The 16304-nt window shown below is 66.5% G+C and carries 15 protein-coding genes; 5 read left to right on the forward strand and 10 right to left on the reverse strand.

The window, feature by feature from the left end:
- Window positions 1-8 precede the first annotated feature (8 nt).
- The 3 genes from ACFPO9_RS26065 to ACFPO9_RS26075 are packed head-to-tail and all read left to right on the forward strand — an operon-like array spanning window position 9 to window position 3464.
- Complete coding sequence (locus ACFPO9_RS26065; protein ID WP_379776992.1) at window positions 9-1247, forward strand: nucleoside recognition domain-containing protein; 1239 nt, start codon at window positions 9-11, stop codon at window positions 1245-1247.
- Between the two features lie 19 nt (window positions 1248-1266).
- Window positions 1267-2943, forward strand: a complete 1677-nt coding sequence (dacB, locus tag ACFPO9_RS26070) for a D-alanyl-D-alanine carboxypeptidase/D-alanyl-D-alanine endopeptidase (RefSeq protein WP_379776995.1) — start codon at window positions 1267-1269, stop codon at window positions 2941-2943.
- The gene (locus ACFPO9_RS26075; RefSeq protein ID WP_379776998.1) at window positions 2940-3464 is read left to right on the forward strand and encodes a GNAT family N-acetyltransferase; all 525 of its coding nucleotides are present in this window, start codon (window positions 2940-2942) and stop codon (window positions 3462-3464) included. Before dacB ends, ACFPO9_RS26075 begins: the two co-directional genes overlap by 4 nt.
- Window positions 3465-3468: 4 nt before the next feature.
- Here ACFPO9_RS26075 and ACFPO9_RS26080 read toward each other — a convergent pair whose 3' ends face one another.
- The 10 genes from ACFPO9_RS26080 to murQ form a co-directional block, all read right to left on the reverse strand.
- Window positions 3469-4197, reverse strand: a complete 729-nt coding sequence (locus tag ACFPO9_RS26080) for a hypothetical protein (RefSeq protein ID WP_379777001.1) — start codon at window positions 4195-4197, stop codon at window positions 3469-3471.
- 103 nt (window positions 4198-4300) lie between these two features.
- Entirely contained in the window at window positions 4301-4903 is a 603-nt protein-coding gene (locus ACFPO9_RS26085; RefSeq protein WP_379777003.1) for a M15 family metallopeptidase, read from the reverse strand.
- Between the two features lie 32 nt (window positions 4904-4935).
- Window positions 4936-5841, reverse strand: a complete 906-nt coding sequence (locus ACFPO9_RS26090) for a LysR family transcriptional regulator (protein WP_379777006.1) — start codon at window positions 5839-5841, stop codon at window positions 4936-4938.
- Between the two features lie 59 nt (window positions 5842-5900).
- Window positions 5901-6839, reverse strand: a complete 939-nt coding sequence (locus ACFPO9_RS26095; protein WP_379777009.1) for an N-acetylmuramoyl-L-alanine amidase — start codon at window positions 6837-6839, stop codon at window positions 5901-5903.
- Between the two features lie 37 nt (window positions 6840-6876).
- A complete protein-coding gene (locus ACFPO9_RS26100) occupies window positions 6877-7812 on the reverse strand; it encodes an N-acetylglucosamine kinase (protein ID WP_379777012.1) in 936 nt (311 codons plus the stop codon).
- 88 nt (window positions 7813-7900) lie between these two features.
- Complete coding sequence (locus tag ACFPO9_RS26105) at window positions 7901-8293, reverse strand: MAPEG family protein (RefSeq protein WP_379777015.1); 393 nt, start codon at window positions 8291-8293, stop codon at window positions 7901-7903.
- Between the two features lie 17 nt (window positions 8294-8310).
- Entirely contained in the window at window positions 8311-9921 is a 1611-nt protein-coding gene (locus ACFPO9_RS26110) for a glycoside hydrolase family 10-like protein (RefSeq protein WP_379777018.1), read from the reverse strand.
- A gap of 17 nt (window positions 9922-9938) precedes the next feature.
- Window positions 9939-11081: an acyltransferase family protein gene (locus tag ACFPO9_RS26115; protein ID WP_379777021.1), complete on the reverse strand. Its 1143-nt coding sequence runs from the start codon at window positions 11079-11081 to the stop codon at window positions 9939-9941.
- A gap of 139 nt (window positions 11082-11220) precedes the next feature.
- Window positions 11221-12486 carry an MFS transporter gene (locus ACFPO9_RS26120; protein WP_379777023.1) on the reverse strand — a complete coding sequence of 422 codons (1266 nt, stop codon included), beginning with the start codon at window positions 12484-12486 and terminating at the stop codon, window positions 11221-11223.
- Between the two features lie 76 nt (window positions 12487-12562).
- Window positions 12563-13444 (reverse strand): N-acetylmuramic acid 6-phosphate etherase, encoded by an 882-nt coding sequence (murQ, locus tag ACFPO9_RS26125; protein ID WP_379777026.1) that lies wholly within the window; start codon window positions 13442-13444, stop codon window positions 12563-12565.
- A gap of 149 nt (window positions 13445-13593) precedes the next feature.
- Between murQ and ACFPO9_RS26130 the strand changes: the two genes are divergently transcribed.
- Together ACFPO9_RS26130 and ACFPO9_RS26135 are read left to right on the forward strand one after the other, a co-directional pair.
- Window positions 13594-14961, forward strand: a complete 1368-nt coding sequence (locus ACFPO9_RS26130; RefSeq protein WP_379777029.1) for a serine hydrolase domain-containing protein — start codon at window positions 13594-13596, stop codon at window positions 14959-14961.
- Window positions 14962-15057: 96 nt separating this feature from the next.
- Window positions 15058-16299 carry a D-amino acid dehydrogenase gene (locus ACFPO9_RS26135; protein ID WP_379777031.1) on the forward strand — a complete coding sequence of 414 codons (1242 nt, stop codon included), beginning with the start codon at window positions 15058-15060 and terminating at the stop codon, window positions 16297-16299.
- Window positions 16300-16304: the final 5 nt, after the last annotated feature.

Consider the following 16304-nt stretch of genomic DNA (forward strand, 5'->3'; position numbering starts at 1 on the left):
GACATCACATGGCACTGAATTACATCTGGATCGGCTTTTTCCTGGTTGGCTTCGTCGCGGCGCTGGCCCAGTGGATCTTCCTTGGAGATACCGAGATCTTCAAGCGCATCATCGACGGCACCTTCGATTCCGCCAAGATGGGCGTGATGGACATCGCCCTGCCGCTGGCCGGGGTGATGACGCTGTGGCTGGGCATCATGAACATCGGCGAAAAGGCCGGCGCGGTCGGCTGGCTGGCGAAAGTCATCTCGCCCTTCTTCTCGCGCATCTTCCCGGAAGTGCCGAAGGACCACCCGGCCACCGGCCACATGGTGATGAATTTCTCGGCCAACCTGCTCGGCCTGGACAATGCCGCCACCCCCTTCGGCCTGAAGGCGATGGAAAGCCTGCAGACCCTGAACCCGCAAAAGGACACGGCCAGCAACGCCCAGATCATGTTCCTGGTGCTGCACACCTCGGGCCTGACCCTGATTCCGCTGGCCATCATGGCCCAGCGCGCCATCCTCGGCGCCAAGGATCCCTCGGACATCTTCATTCCCTGCATGATCGCGACCTATGTCGCCACCGTCACCGGCATCATCGCCGTCAGCATCCGCCAGCGCATCAACCTGCTCAACGGCGTCGTGCTGAGCTGGCTGGGCGGGATGACGGCCGCCATCGTCACCTTTATCTGGTACATCACGACCTTCTTGTCGAAGCCGGAAATCGAGACCTTCTCCAAGGTCACGAGCAACCTGATCCTGTTCACCATCATCGTCGTGTTCATCGTCGGCGCGCTGCGCAAGGGCGTCAATGTCTATGAGGCCTTCATCGAGGGCGCGAAGGGCGGCATCCAGACCTCGCTGACCATCATTCCCTACCTGGTCGGCATGCTGGTGGCGATTTCCGTGATCCGCAATTCCGGCGTGCTGGGCTTTATCGTGCAGGGCCTGGAGTGGCTGATCCGCATGGCCGGCATCGACACCGCCTTCACGCCCGCCCTGCCGACCGCACTGATGAAGCCGCTGTCCGGCAGCGGCTCGAAGGCGATGATGATCGACGCCATGAAGACCTATGGCGTGGATTCCTTCGTCGGACGCCTGGCCTGCATCTTCCAGGGCTCGGCCGATACCACTTTCTACATCGTCGCCCTGTACTTCGGTTCGGTCGGCGTGAAGAAGACCCGTTACGCCATCTCCTGCGGCCTGATCGCGGACCTGGCCGGCATCATCGCCGCCATCTCGGTGGCCTACGTGTTCTTCGGATAATTTTTACTAAAGGACCAGCATGTTCCGCCTCCGCTCGCTTGCCCTCGCCGCCGCCTTTGCCGCATCTTCGTTCGCCCACGCCCAGCTGCCTGAACCGGTGATGCAGGCGCTGCGCACGACCGGCATCGCCGAAGACGCCATCAGCGTGCTGGTGCTGCGCGACGAGCAGACCGTGCTGTCCCACCTGGCCGACCGCCCCATGCAGCCGGCCTCGACCATGAAGCTGGTGAGCACCCTGGTCGGCCTGGAAACCCTGGGCCCCGTGTTCCGCGGCCGGACCGAGCTGCGCACCAGCGGCGAACTGCAGGGCGACACCCTGAAGGGCGACCTGGTGCTGCGCGGCGGCGCCGACGTCGACCTGTCCGGCGAGGCCCTGGAAAACATGCTGCGCAGCCTGCGCTACCAGGGCATCCGCAAGATCCAGGGCCATCTGGTGATCGACCGCCAGCTGTTCAATCCGGCACGCGCCGACCTGGGCGTGCCGCCTTTCGACGAGTCGCCCGAGGCCTATTACAACGTCATCCCCGATGCGGCGATGATCAACAAGAACATGCTGCAGCTGGACCTGCGCTCGACCGGCTCGCAACTGAAGGTGCAGATGCAGCCCGCGCTGCAGGGCGTGACGATCGCGCACGACATGAAACTGATCGACGCCAACTGCGAAAATTGGGAAAGCGGCTGGAAGCTGCCGGAAGCCGTGCCGCAAAAGAATGGCGGCATCAAGCTCATGCTGCACGGGACCTTCCCGAAGAATTGCAACCAGAGCTATTCGATCAACGTCGTCGACCGCCAGGAATACGTGGACCGCCTGTTCCGCGCAACCTGGAAACGCCTGGGCGGGACCATTTCCGACACCACCATCGAAGGCGCGACGCCTGCAGGCTCGCGCCAGCTGGCGGCCCACCTCTCGCGCATGCTGCCGGAAATCGTCCGCGACACCAATAAACCCTCCGACAACCTGCTGGCGCGCATGGTCTTCCTCAGCCTGGGTTCGCTCGAAGCCGACGCGGCGCTGGGCAGCCGCCCGCAAGCCGGCAGCGCCGAGCTGACCTTCTCGCGCAGTGACGCCGCCGTGCGCAACTGGATGCGCGCCCACGGCATCAACGACACCGGCCTGGTGCTGGAAAACGGCTCCGGCCTGTCGCGCACCGAGCGGATCACCCCGGCGCAGATGGGCGGCCTGCTGCTGGCCGGCCTGCGCAGCCCCTGGGCGCCGGAATTCCAGTCCAGCATGCCGATCGTCGCCGTCGACGGCACCATGCGCCGCCGCCTGCACGGCAGCCCGGCGGCCGGCCGCGCGCGCATGAAGACCGGCACCCTCAGCAACGTGGTGGCCCTGGCCGGCTATGTGCCGGACGCCACCGGCAAGCAACTGGTGGTGGTGGCCTTCGTCAACAGCAGCCTGGCGGGCGGCGGCCGCGGCCGCGCCGTGGTCGACAGCCTGGTCGACTGGGTGGCGCACCTGGGCGGCCCTGCCCTGCCGGTGCTCGCCGTGCCGGGACAGGCCGCGCCGAACCAGGCCACGCCGGGGCCGCAGCCGACCCCGCAAGGCGTGCTGGCGAACCCGCCGGCCCAGCCCGCGCAGCCGCTGCAGCCGGCCCAGCCCCAGCCCCAGCCTCTGCCGCAGCAAGAGCAGGACGGTATGCGCCAGCCTCTGCCGTCCGCACCGACAACGCCGGCACCGGGCCGCCGGTGAGCGGCATCCGTATCCGCCGCTTCACGGCCCGCGAGTGGCCGGCCTACCGCGCCCTGCGCCTGCGCTCGCTGGCCGACGCCCCCAACGCCTTCGGCAGCAGTTACGCCGCCGAGGAAGCCTGGGCACACGAACTCTGGATGGCGCGCCTGACCGCCGCCGAGGTTTCTAGCCGCGACTGCCCGCTGGTCGCGGAAGCCGCCGACGCCGGCGCGGACGGCGCCATGCTCGGCCTGCTCTGGGCCAAGTGCGACGCCGCCGACGCCGGCATCGTCAACCTGTTCCAGATGTGGGTCGCACCGGAAGCGCGCGGCCGCGGCGTGGCTGCCGCCCTGGTGGACGAAGCGGTGGCCTGGGCAGGTTCCATTGGCGCCCGCCTCGTCCAGCTGGGCGTCGTGACCGACAACCAGGCGGCAATTCAGCTCTACCTGCGCAAAGGCTTCGGCAACACCGGCGCGCCCGAGCCGATCCGCCCGGGTTCTCCGCTGCTCGAGCAGACCATGCAGCTGCAGCTCAGGCAGTAAAGCCTCAAGGCACCGAACTCGGCTTCGCTGCGCCAGGCGCACTACCCGGCTGCGCGGCGGTCGGCGCTGTCGCTGAACCGGTCGCCGTGCTGGCCTGCGCGTTCGCGCCCGGTTCCAGCCAGGGCGTGCCGGCCAGATCCGGTTTCGCCTCCACCAGCGAGACCTTGGCGCCGGTGCCCTCGCGGATCGCGCGCACCAGGTCCATCATCGTCGACTCGGTGAATTTTTCCGGCGTGCCCAGGAAGACGCTGCCCAGGCGCCGCGGCCATTGCATGATGCCGCCTTCGGGCTTGGTAAAGACGGCGACCATGTCGAGGTGGTAGCCGCTTTTATACGGGAACAGGCAGGCGACCAGGTTCATGTCCTCGGTGCCGCGCACGCGCGGCGTGGCCTTGGCGGTCCAGGAAGCGCCGTCGCAGCTGGGGCCCTTGGCCACCGGCTCGCCCGGCGGCGCGCTGGTCGGGTCGGCGATCTTGAAATGGCCGGGCAGCTCGGTCGCCTCGACCCCGGGCGGCGTGGCCACCACCGCATCCTTGACGTTGCGGTTGATGCCGTCGGTGGCCGCCCTGGCGACCGTCTGCGCGGGAACCTCGGTCTTGATATCGAATACGCGGTAATACTCCACCGTCGTGCTGCGCGAGGCCAGCGGGTTGCTGCCGTTCGCGGTGCTGCATCCTGCCAGCGTGGCTGCCGTCACGGCGGCCACCGCGCATGCCATTTTCAATCTTCTCATCGCAAGCCTCCCTGTCATTGGACGTATGTGAAGGCTACGATTTTCGCGCTCGCTCATGCGGAACGCATGAGTTAGCTCAAGCGTGCGCGGGAACCTTTAGGTATCAGAGTACGCGGCGGAAGGTCTGGCGCACCAGGTTGCGGTCGCCGCAATCGAAGTGCCACCATTCGGTATTGATGCCGACAAAGCCGGCCTGGAACATGGCTTCGCGCAGCAGATGGCGGTTCGCGACCTGCGCTTCGGTGAGGGCGCCGGCCTGTAAAAAGCCTTCTTCCAGCTTCGGGTGCGAGAGTTCGGTCATGTCGTCGAAGCCGGTGCCCATGTCGAGCTCGCGGCCGTCTTCGTCGAGGATGGTGATGTCGAGCGCCATGCCGTAGGAGTGGATCGAGCCGCGCTCCGGATTCGCGAGGTACATCTGCAGGCCGGTGCCTTCCAGCGCGTCCCACAGCTGCTGCTGCACGCGCTGCGGGCGCAGGGCGTCCAGGATCAGGGCGGTGCAGCCGGGTCGCTTGTCATGCAACCAGGCCACCACCCGCTCCAGCGCGGCGGCGGCATCGACGTGCAGCCAGGCGCAGTCGTAGGGCGAATACAGGTCGCGGCCGATGAAGTTATCCGGGGTGGCGTAACGCAGGTCGACGGCGATGCCGGCGATGCTGGAGAGGTGACGGAACTCGGGATCGCCGGCGATGTCTTCGCTGGCGACCATGGTCGGGCTTGTACCAAGGGGACCGGTAATACTCACGAACTTCCTTTATCTAACAATGCGCGCGCGGTCGCGCCGATGCAGTTGGCCAGCTCGCGCGCGCCATGCGACAGCGGCGCGTGGCTGGCGGTCAGCAGGTAGAGCTGGACCGGGATCGCCGGCGCCCACTGGCGGCATTGCACCTTGTCGCGCGCCGCGGACGCCGCCGTAAACGGATCGAGCACCGCGCTGCCGGCGCCCGCCTCGACCAGCGAGCGGGCGATCTGGTAGGTCTGCACCACGGTGTGGAACACGGGATGCACGTCCTGGGCTTCGCAGGCGGCGACCACCATCTCGCCGAGCGGATCGCGGTCCGCCAGGCCGATCAATTCTCCTTTGAGGCCGCTCGGCGTGATCGGTTCACGGCATTCTTCCTCGGACCAGGTGCCCTTGGGCGCCATCACCATCAGGTTGCCCGCGGCGATCGGTTCCGCTTCGATGCCGGGATGGCGCGGGTCCTGCAGCGACAGCGCCAGGTCGGCCTCGCCCAGGCGCAGCGCGTTCACGATCTCGCTGGTGTGGAAGGTCGCCAGTTCGCACCGGGTCTGGGAAAAATCGCGGCGCCAGTCGGTCAGGGCGGCCGGCAGCACGCTGATGGCGATGGTCGGCGTCGAGACCAGGCGCACGGTCTCGCCGGCGCGGTTTTTCAGGCTGGCGGCCAGGCGGCGGATGCCCTGCAGGTCGCGGTTCAATTTCTCGGTCTCGGCGAACAGGCGGTGCGCTTCCGGCTTCGGATACAGCTTGCCGCGCACGCGTTCGAACAGCGGCATGCCCAGCTGCAGCTCGGCATGCTGCAGCACCTTGGTCACTGCCGGCTGCGAGATGTGGAGAACCTGGGCGGCACCGCTGATGGTGCCGACCTGCATGATGGCGTGGAAAACTTCGATATGGCGCAGGCGCATCGCTCTATTCCTTCAAGTAGAACGAGAAGGATACGTAAAACTGGCGCTGCCGGATAGCATCAATGCTGGACTTTTGCCGGTGGTGTTGCGGGAACGGCAGCCGGCGCGACTACGGCCGGGGCCGGTACAGGCGCAGATACAGGGGCTGGAACCGGCTCCGCCGGCGGTACGCCCGGCACGCCGATCACGGGTGGCGGCGCCGGTACCGGCGGCAGCGGGCCGGCCGGGTTGGTCAGCGCTTCCAGCAGGGCGGCGGTCTCGACGTCCGGCATGCCGTCGATGTTGGCAGGACGGTATTTCATCTGGAAAGCCGACAGCACGGTGCGGGTCTGCTCGTCCAGGTTGCCGGACTGGACCAGGCCATAGCCCCAGGTGGCCAGCTTCTTCTGGTACCAGGCCACGTCCGGCAACTGGGTCTGGAAGATCGGCGTCACGACGGCAACGCGGGCGGCGTCCGGCCACACGACCAGGCCGGCGTCGGCGAACTGCTTCCACGGGAACATCGGACCCGGGTCCTGCTTGCGCAGCGGGGCGATGTCGCTGTGGCCGAGCACGTTTTCCGGCGTGATGTGGTGGCGCGTGACGATGTCGCGCACCAGCGGGATGATGGCGTCGATCTGCGATTGCGGGAAAGGCGCGTAGACGCGGCCGTTCGGGGTGTCCTTCCAGCCGGAATTGACGATCTCGATGCCGATCGAACTGTTGTTCAGCTGGGTGTAATTCTTCCAGCTCGAATTGCCGGCATGCCAGGCGGCGTTGTTCTCGTCGACCAGGTTGTAGATGACCGGCTTGGGATCGTCGGTGACCATGTAGTGGGCGCTCACCTGCGCCTCGGTCAGGGTCTTCAGCGAGGACGCGCGGTCGCCGACGGTGTAGTGCAGCACCAGGAAGCGGGCGCGCGAGCTCTGGCCCTTGGCCGTGTAGGTCTTGTCGTATTGCGGGCCGGTGGCGCAGCCTGCCAGCAGGGCGATCAGGAGGGTGGCGGCAAGGGTCTTCATGGGTGCTTGGGTCTCGTCGAGTGTTTGTTATTGATTATTATGCCGCAGGGGTGGCAGGCAGCTCGACCGCCATGCGCGCCGCCGCGTAATGGGCGCCGCCCGAGGTCTGGCTGAAGTCCAGCCCGGCCGGCAGCAGGTCGCGCATGGCCGCCACGATGGACGGGTGCAGCTCGGCGGCGCGGCCCGACACCGCCACCGGACGCGGCCCGAAGCGGCTGATCAATGCCCGCGCCAGGCGCGCCAGCTCGCGGCCGGCATTGCGCAGGATGGCGCTGGCGGCCGGGTCCTGGTCGGCGGTGGCGGCCACGGCCAGCGCCAGCTTGCCGACGGCGCCGCGTTCCTGGCCGTAGATGAACTGGCGCGAGTATGCCCAGTCATCGCCGCCGACGTAGTCGAACACGGCCTGCGCCATCTTCGAGGCGCGCCAGGCGCCGGGACGCTCGTCTTCGAGGCGCCAGATGTGGCGCAGCGCCTCTTTCGCGATCCAGAAGCCGCCGCCGCCATCGTCCAGCACCACGCCGCGGCCGCCGGCACGGTGGAACGTACCGTCGCGGTCGATGAAGGCGCCGATCGAACCGGTGCCGGCATAGACCAGGTAGCCCTCGCCCGGCGCGAAGCTGGCGCGGTAGGCGATTTCCATGTCGCTGCAGAAGTGGATATCGGCCGCCTGCATGTGCAGCAGCTCGGCCAGCCAGCGCTGCAGCTGTTCGCTGTCGCCGCCGAAGCCGGTCAGGCCGGCCTGGACACGCGCCGGCACGCCGTGCGGCAGCGCGTTCGCGGCCAGCTCGGCAAAGGTGGCGCGCACGGTCTCGCGGCCGTGCGGGGTGCCCATCTGCAGGGCCGACAGCCCCGCGACCTTGCCCTCGGCCAGGATGGCGCCGCCGGGCGCGGCCAGCGCCCAGCGAGTCTGGGTGCCGCCGGCGTCGATGCCGAGACCGAGCGCAGGGGTGGAGGGAGATTCGGGTTGGATCATGGTCGAAGCGAAGTGTACGCCCCTACGCGTGGTGCACGCGAATGAAAGGGGGGCGTACATGCATGACTAAAGGTTATGGCGGGCTTTTTTACCTGGTGAAGGCGATGGCCAGGCAAACCACCACCCCGCTGCCCCAGACAACGGTGCGCAAGGTCGCCAGATTCGCCAGATAGCAGGCAATATATGCCAGCCGGATTGCGATGAAGGCCATCGCCAGCATGTCGATTCGTCCTTGATCGGCGTTGGCCTGCTGTGCCATCAACACGGCGCCGATAAACAGGGGCAGCGCTTCGAAGCCGTTGCTCTGCGCCGCATTGGCGCGTAGTTGCCAACCGGTCAGGCTGGCCGCCCATTCTCGCGGCTGACGATTGCTATATCGTCCCTGGCCGCCCGCCAGGCTGGCCGAATGTAGCTTCGCCAGGCCGACGGTCGCGACCGGAAGCGCGCAGGCGATCAAGATGCACCAGTTGGCGATAGTCATTTCATTTCCTATCAGGGTCAAGACTTCTTCCAGGCCTTGACGCGCGCACTCTCGTTACCCAGGCGGTCGATCCCGCTGACCACCACCAGGTCGGCCGCCCCCAGGGTCGCATCGTCGGCCACCAGCCACTCGCTCAGCCCAGCCGGCACCACCGTGAACTTCCATTGCCCGCCGAAGCGCGACCACACCGCATACAGGGTGTTCTCCTTGCCCGCCGCCAGCTTCAGGCGCACGGCATTGCCCTTGCGGGTGGCCGCCACCGACGGCGCTTCCGGCACGGATTTTCCGAGCCATGGCGTCGAAGGCACCAGCGCCGGGGTCGCATAGGAGATGGTGCGCAGCTGGTCGGCGATGCCCTTGCGGTTCTCCATCAGCGCCACCATGCTGAAGTGGACATGGCCGCCCGCGGTCGGGCGCGAGCGCGTGACGGCGATCTGGTCGATGATTTCCTGCGGCGGATAATCCTTGGCCGGCGGCGCGATGCCGATGCGGCTGGTGTACAGGCCCGGCCAGATGTGGCGGCCCATGGTGTTCTGGCCGATCCAGTAGTCGAGCAGCTGGTCGTAGGCCTGGCCCGGCTGCTTGAGCGACCAGTACAGTTGCGGCGTGAAATAGTCGAGCCAGCCGTTCTGCAGCCAGGTCTCTGCATCCGCGTACAGCTTGTCGTATTGCGAGAAGCCGGTGATGCCGGGCGGGCGGCGGTCCGGGCGGCCCAGGCCGAAGGGGCTGATGCCGACGCGCACCCAGCTCTTCTCCTTGTGGACGCCCTCGTACATGGCCTGGATCAGGTGGTTCACGTTCTGGCGGCGCCAGGAAGCGCGGTCCAGCTTGCCGCCGCCGGCCAGGTAGCGCTGCCACGACGGCTCGTCCGGGAAGTCGAGTTCGGTCTTGCCGGCCTTGCCGGTCAGCGCGGTCTCGTTGCCGGCGGTCGCATTCGGCGCCTCGATCGGGTAGGGATAAAAATAATCGTCGATGTGCACGCCGTCGACGTCGTAGCGGCGCACCACGTCCATCACCACGTCCAGGGTCTGCTTGACGGCGGATTCCTCGCCCGGATCCATCCATTCGAACTTGCCGTAGGTTTTGACGGCGGCCGGGTTGCTGCGGGTGATGTGGTTCGGTGCGGCCGGCGACCTGGCGATGTTGTGGCGGGCGCGATAAGGATTGAACCAGGCATGCAGCTCGAGCCCGCGCGCATGCGCCTGCGTGACCCAGAATTTCAGCGGGTCGTACCAGGGCTGGGGCGGCTTGCCCTGGGCGCCGGTCAGGTACTCCGACCACGGTTCGATCGTCGATGCGTAGATGGCGTCGGCCGAGGGCCGCACCTGCAGCACGATGGCGTTCAGGTTCATCGCCTTGGCGCGGTCGAGGATGGCGATGGCCTCGGCCTGCTGCTGGGCGGCGTTCAGGTTCTGCTTGCTGGGCCAGTCGATGTTGGCGACGGTCGAGACCCAGACGGCGCGGAATTCGCGCGGCGCAGGCGGCGGCGTTTCGCCCGCACCGGCGCCGGCCGTGGCGATCTTGCCCGCGCCCGGGGTCGTGGTACAGGCCGAGAACAGCCCGCTCAGCGCCAGCGCCCCGGCGACTCCCGCAAGCGCGAACGCGCGTCGTTGTTGATGTGCTTGCACCTTCACTCCTCTTTTTCTTAGACTTTGACGAACCACTTCTTGCGCCACATGGCCCAGGCCACCGCGAACATCAGGGCATTGAACAGCACCGCATGCAGCAGCGAGGTGTTCACGGGCCCGATCGGCAGCGCGGCAATCGGCGCATACAAGGTCTTGCCCAGCGAACGCAGGCTGCCGTCCGGCTGGGTGAATTTGATAAAGCCGAACATCTTGGCCAGGAAACCCGACAGCGCGAAGATGAACAGCGCATTCATGCCATAGATGATGAAGGGCTTGCTCCAGCGCGCCGCGGCCTCGCGCACGGCGGCGTAGGGGTTCACGTCCAGCAGCCAGTAAAAGGCGGAAAACACGATCAAGGCCCAGCCCGTCATCAGGAAGCAATAGGACGGGGTCCACAGGCTCTTGTTAATTGGCATCAGAATAGTATCGAGAATCACGCCGATCCAGACGCACAACAGGCCGGCCAGCAGCATCCAGACGGTCTGCTCGGTACGGTGGATGCTCGTCGCCAGCCAGCGCCCGGCCAGCACGCCGAACAACTGGCTGCACAGGGCCGGCAGGGTCGACACCAGGCCTTCCGGATCCCAGGTCTTACTCTGCACCCACAAGTGCTTGCCCAGCAGCGCGCGGTCGATCCAGGCGCCGAAATCCTGGCCCGGCTCCAGCACCCCGGCGCCGATGCCGGGCACCGGCGCCAGCAGCATCAGCACGCTGTACAAGGTCAGCAGCGCGGCGATGATGGCCAGCTGCATGCGCCAGCCACAGTAGACGACGATGGGCGCGGCCAGCAGCGTGCACAGCGCGATCCGCTGCAGCACCCCCGGAATGCGCACCTTCTCGACGTTAAAGTAGGGCATGAAATTGAGCAGGAAGCCGATCAGGAAGATCAGCGCGGCGCGCTTGGCAAGCTTGGCCAGCAGCTTCGGCCGGTCGGCGCCGGCTGCGGCCAGCCGCCCCAGCGACAGCGCCATGGCGACGCCGCCGATGAAGAGGAAGAAGGGGAAGATGCAGTCGGTGAAGGTCCAGCCGTTCCACTTGGCGTGTTCGAGCTGGGAATACAGGTGGCCCCAGTCGCCCGGGTTATTCACCAGCACCATCGCGGCGATCGTGAAGCCGCGGAAGGCGTCGAGCGAAGCCAGGCGGCTGCTTGTGTCGCGCATGACGTGTTGTCTCCCTCTTATTTTTATTTATACGCCGTCGTCCCCGCGAAGGCGGGGGCCCAAGTTGCACGCACAGTCGAAACGCACGCAGAACTTGGATCCCCGCCTGCGCGGGGACGACGTTTTGAGGCCGCAGGCCTCACTTCTTCCCGAATTCGGGATCGATCCTGACCAGCGCCGCCATCACAAACGCCGGAATCGTCGCCACGCACACCCACACGAAGAAATGCTGATACCCGAGCATCTCCTGCAGCTTCCCGCTCCACATCCCCGGCACCATCATCCCGAGCGCCATCAGGCCGGTGCAGATTGCGTAGTGCGCGGTTTTATACGGGCCCTCGCAGACCATGATCATGTACATCAGCATCGCGGTGAAGCCGAAGCCGTAGCCGAACTGCTCGATCGCCAGGAAGCCGGAAATGACGCCGAAGTTCTGCGGCTGGGTCGAGGACAAGTAGACGAAGACCAGGTCCGGCAGGTGCACCGCGGCCACCATCAGCCACAGGCAGCGCTTCAAGCCCCAGCGCGAGATCAGCCAGCCGCCGGCCAGGCCGCCGATGGTGAGCGCGATGATGCCGATGGTGCCGTAGGCGGTACCGTATTGCGCGGTCGTGAGGCCCAGGCCGCCCTTCTCGACCGGGTCCTTGAGGAAGGGGGCGACCAGTTTCAGCAACTGCGATTCGCCGAGGCGGAAGGTCAGGATAAAACCGAGGATCAGCCAGATGTCGCGCTTGCCGAAGAAGCTGCCGAAGGTGGCCAGGAAGGCGCGCAGCGGGTTGGTCCCGTCAACCGCCGGGCGGTCGGCCTCGGGCCGCGGCAGCACCGCCTGGTGCCAGGCGAACAGCGCGAAGAACAGGCCGGCGAGGACGAAGAACACGATGGCCCAGGCCTGGTGCACGTCGTTCAGCGACACCGCCAGGGTACCGGCCAAAATCACCAATGGCCCCTGCCCCGCCAATGTGGCGAGTCGATAAAACGTCGAGCGCACGCCCACGTAGGCGGCCTGCTGCTGCGGGCGCATGCCCAGCATGTAAAAGCCGTCGGCCGAGATGTCGTGGGTGGCGGAGGCGAAGGCCATGATCCACATGACGGCCAGGCTGACCGTGAAGAAAGCAGGTAGATGCAGTGTCGCGCCGACCGCCCCCAGGCCGGCGGCCAGCAGCAGCTGCAGCGCGACGGTCCAGCCGCGCTTGGAGCCGAACATGTCGACCAGCGGCGACCAGAGCGGCTTGATCACCCAGGGCAGGTAGAGCAGGCTGGTGTAGAAGGCGATGTCGGTATTGGAGATCCCCATGTCCTTGTACATGACGACCGACAGGTTGTTGGCGACGATGTAGGGGATTGCCTGGCCAAAGTACAGGGAGGGCACCCACAGCCACGGGTTCTTTGCTTGCGATGTCTGCATAACTCTTTCGTGATCCCAGGCCGGGCGCGGCGCATGCGCCGCTGGGGTTCAGCGGAACCGCGTCAGCTGGCGATGCTCAGCTTGCCAATGCGTCGCGCACGCTGCCGTTGGCGCTGTCCAGCAAGGCGCGCGCCTGCTCGACCTGGATTTTCTTGGACAAGGCCACGATCGCAACCTTGACGTGGAAGCCGCACTGCTCCAGCACCTGGCGCGCCGATTCGTCGTCGGCGCCCGTCGCGAAGGTGGTCAGGCGGATCGCCCGGCGCACCAGCTTGGCGTTGGTTGCCTTCAAGTCTACCATCAGGTTGCCATAAACCTTGTTCAAACGCACCATCAGGGCGCTCGAGAACGTGTTCAGGGCGATCTTCTGCGAAGTGCCGGCCTTCAGGCGGGTGCTGCCCGAGATGGCTTCCGGGCCGGTGTCCAGGGTGACGCCGATTTCGGCTTCGGTGGCGACCGGCGCATCCGGGTTGTTGGCGAAGCCGACGGTCAGGGCGCCGGCGGCACGTGCCGCGCGCAGGGCGCCCAGCACATAAGGCGTGCCGCCCGAGGCCGCGATGCACAGCACGACGTCGTCCTTGCCCACGTTCACGCTCTGCAGGTCGGCCGCGCCCTGGACGATGTCGTCCTCGGCGCCTTCGACCGCGACGAACATGGCGTCGGTGCCGCCGGCCAGCAGCGCCACCGCGCGGCCGTGCGGCCAGGAGAAGGTCGGGTAGAGTTCGACGCTGTCCAGCACGCCCAGGCGGCCGGAGGTGCCGGCGCCGACGTAGATCAGGCGTCCGCCCGCTTCCATGCGCGGCAAGGCGGCCGTCACGGCGGCGGCGATGCGCGGTGCGGCGGCGCGGACCGCCTCCACGGCCTTGAACTGGTCATCGACCAGCACATTCACCAGCTCGGTGGTGGGATATTGATCCAGGGAAGCGTGTTGCGAGGCGGGGGTTTCGGTGTTCAGCATAGTAAAACCAGTGTAATACCAATCCCAGCAGGCTGCCATGAAAGGATCGGCCATTATCATTACGAAAAGTTATGTACAGCTTCGGCCTATTCATTGGCCTGCTGTGCGGCGACTCCGTATGCTGGAAATGATAACGATGAGGAGACGATATGAATCGGGGCAGGCGCAATGTGGTGGGAATGGCTTTATTGGGCATGATCGATCCGTTGATGGCGGCCACGCCCGCGTCTGGCCGTACCTCGTCTGCCACGATGCCTGCCGCGCTGAAGGCGAAGCTCGACCAGGAACTGGCGGCCATTGTCGCGAATCCCGCCTGCGAACTGGCCAGCCTGTCGGTGCTGGCGATCCGCGGCGGCCGCATTGCTTATGAAGCCCAGTTCGGCCAGCGTTTCATCGGCGCTGGCGGCATCGCCGGCAAACCGGTCGACTCCCGTACCCTGTTCCGCATCGCCTCGATCTCGAAGATGATGACCACCCTTGGCCTGATGCGCCTGGTCGAGGCGGGCAAGCTCGATCTCGATGCCGACGTCTCCGGCTATCTCGGTTTTAATCTGCGCAACCCGCACTTCCCGGACCAGCCCATCGTCCTGCGGCACCTGTTAACGCATACTTCGTCCCTGCGCGACGAAGCCGGCTATTCCTGGGGCACGGACGTCGCCTTGAAAGACGTGCTGGTGCCCGGCAGCCGCCTGCATGGCGAGGGCAAGATGTGGGCGGCGAATGCCGGGCCGGGCGCCTATTTCACCTATTGCAACCTCGGCTGGGGCGTGATCGGCACCATCATGGAACGTGTCACCGGCGAGCGCTTCGACCGCCTGATGCGGCGCCTGCTGGTCGAGCCGCTGGGCCTGCACGCCGGCTACAACCCGTCCGAGCTGCCGCCGGAAGACATCGCCAACATCGCCACGCTCTACCGCAAGCGCACCGTCGACACCGAGGTATGGGACGCGAACGGCCCCTGGATCGCCCAGGCCGACGACTATTCTCGCTCCCCGCCTTCGCCGCCGCCCGGCATCGAACGCTACGTCATCGGCGCGAATGCCACGCCCTTCAGTCCGACCGGCGGCATGCGCATCTCGGCCCACGACATGGGCGTCATCATGCAGATGATCATGAACGGCGGGGTGCACGACGGTCAACGTCTGCTGCAGCAGGCGACCCTGGACCGCATGTTCGCGCGCCAATGGACCTACGATGGGAGGGGCGGCAACGGCGACAGCCTCGACGGCTTGTTTAACTGCTGGGGCCTGGGCAACGAGCAGTTCCCGGACGATCCCGCCACCCGCACCCGCCTGGTCGAGGGCGGCGGTTTTGCGGCGGTCGGCCACCTGGGCGATGCCTATGGCTTGATGTCGGTGTTCGCCGCGGATTTGAAAAACCGGAACGGCATGGTGGCGCTGGTCGGCGGCACGTCGACCGACCCGCTGGCCTACAAGGGCGCCTATTCCTCGCTGGCGCGCTTCCAGGAACAGATCCTCACGGCAATGCATCGCCGCGCCATCCTGGTGCGTGCATGACTGGCGGTTATGCCTGCCCGCGCTACATTCATTAGCGAAAGCAGGGGCCAGCCCCTAAGCTTCCATGTCATTACCTAATAAAAATAGTGTGCGCGGATGCAAGAAATAATCGTGATCGGCGGGGGTGTTGTCGGCTTGACCTCGGCCTGGTGGCTGCTCGAGGCGGGCCACAAGGTCACGCTGCTCGAACGTGCACCACAAGTGGGCACCGGCACCAGCTTCAGCAATGGCGGCCAGCTCAGCTACCGCTACGTCTCGCCGCTGGCCGACGTCGGCGTGCCGCTGAAAGCCTTGCAATGGATGTTCCAGGAATACGGCCCGCTGCGCTTCAAGCCCCAGGTCGACCTGCACCAATGGACCTGGCTGGCGGCCTTCCTGGCCAACTGCCGCGCCGACGCCAACCGCAAGACCACCCATAAACTGCTGCAGCTGGGCGAACTGTCGCGCCGCGCAATGGTCCAGCTCGAGCCGGTGGTGCCGCCCGAGTCCTTCCAGTGGCGCGAATCCGGCAAGCTGGTGGTCTACCGTACCCGCAAGGCTTTCGAAGCGGCGACTTCCAAAATGGAGTCGTCCAACAAGACCCAGGTCTGGAGCGCGGCCGACTGCGCGGCCCACGAGCCGGCGCTGGCCGCTGTCGCGGACAAGCTGGAAGGCGGCATCTACAACGGCGGCGAAGCCGTGGCCGACTGCTACTTGTTTTGCGTGAAGCTGGCCGAGCGCATCGCCGCGCATCCGCGCTTCAGCGGCTTCCTGCATGCGGACGCGCAGCGCTTCGTCACCGCCGGCAACAAGATCACCGGCCTGCAGACCAGCACCGGCCTGGTGAAAGCCGACGCCTACGTTCTGGCGGCCGGCATGCAAAGCCGCGCGCTGGGCAAGAGCGCCGGCATCTCGCTGCCGATCTACCCGCTGAAGGGCTACAGCCTGACGGCGCCGATCCGCCCGGAAGACGTGGCGCCGGAGATCAGCGTCACCGATTTCGAACGCAAAGTGTTGTACGCACGCATCGGCGGCAAGCTGCGCGTGGCGGCCATGGTCGACATGATGGGCGAAGACCTGAGCCTGGACGCGCGCCGCCTGGCCAGCCTGACGCGCCAGGTGCGCGAAACCATGCCCAACGCGGCCGACTACAACAGCGTCATCCCCTGGGCCGGCCTGCGCCCCGCCACCCCGAACAGCGCCCCCATCGTCGGCCCCTCGCCCTACGCGAACCTGTGGCTGAACATCGGCCACGGCCCCCTCGGCTTCACCTTCGCCTGCGGCACCGCCACCGTGCTGGCCGACCTGGTGCAGGGCAAAGCCCCACCGTTCACGCTCGAAGGCCTGAGCCTGCGCTAACGCAA

Source organism: Massilia aerilata, from assembly GCF_042656905.1.
GTDB classification, from domain to species: Bacteria; Pseudomonadota; Gammaproteobacteria; order Burkholderiales; family Burkholderiaceae_D; genus Telluria; species Telluria aerilata.

Coding starts and splice junctions, on each gene's coding strand:
- ACFPO9_RS26065 (WP_379776992.1), top strand. CDS start 9: ATGGCACTGAATTACATCTGGATCGGCTTTTTCCTGGTTGGCTTCGTC.
- ACFPO9_RS26135 (WP_379777031.1), top strand. CDS start 15,058: ATGCAAGAAATAATCGTGATCGGCGGGGGTGTTGTCGGCTTGACCTCG.
- ACFPO9_RS26100 (WP_379777012.1), bottom strand. CDS start 7,812: ATGATCCAACCCGAATCTCCCTCCACCCCTGCGCTCGGTCTCGGCATC.
- ACFPO9_RS26120 (WP_379777023.1), bottom strand. CDS start 12,486: ATGCAGACATCGCAAGCAAAGAACCCGTGGCTGTGGGTGCCCTCCCTG.
- murQ (WP_379777026.1), bottom strand. CDS start 13,444: ATGCTGAACACCGAAACCCCCGCCTCGCAACACGCTTCCCTGGATCAA.
- ACFPO9_RS26105 (WP_379777015.1), bottom strand. CDS start 8,293: ATGACTATCGCCAACTGGTGCATCTTGATCGCCTGCGCGCTTCCGGTC.
- ACFPO9_RS26095 (WP_379777009.1), bottom strand. CDS start 6,839: ATGAAGACCCTTGCCGCCACCCTCCTGATCGCCCTGCTGGCAGGCTGC.
- ACFPO9_RS26080 (WP_379777001.1), bottom strand. CDS start 4,197: ATGAGAAGATTGAAAATGGCATGCGCGGTGGCCGCCGTGACGGCAGCC.
- ACFPO9_RS26130 (WP_379777029.1), top strand. CDS start 13,594: ATGAATCGGGGCAGGCGCAATGTGGTGGGAATGGCTTTATTGGGCATG.
- dacB (WP_379776995.1), top strand. CDS start 1,267: ATGTTCCGCCTCCGCTCGCTTGCCCTCGCCGCCGCCTTTGCCGCATCT.
- ACFPO9_RS26085 (WP_379777003.1), bottom strand. CDS start 4,903: ATGGTCGCCAGCGAAGACATCGCCGGCGATCCCGAGTTCCGTCACCTC.
- ACFPO9_RS26115 (WP_379777021.1), bottom strand. CDS start 11,081: ATGCGCGACACAAGCAGCCGCCTGGCTTCGCTCGACGCCTTCCGCGGC.
- ACFPO9_RS26090 (WP_379777006.1), bottom strand. CDS start 5,841: ATGCGCCTGCGCCATATCGAAGTTTTCCACGCCATCATGCAGGTCGGC.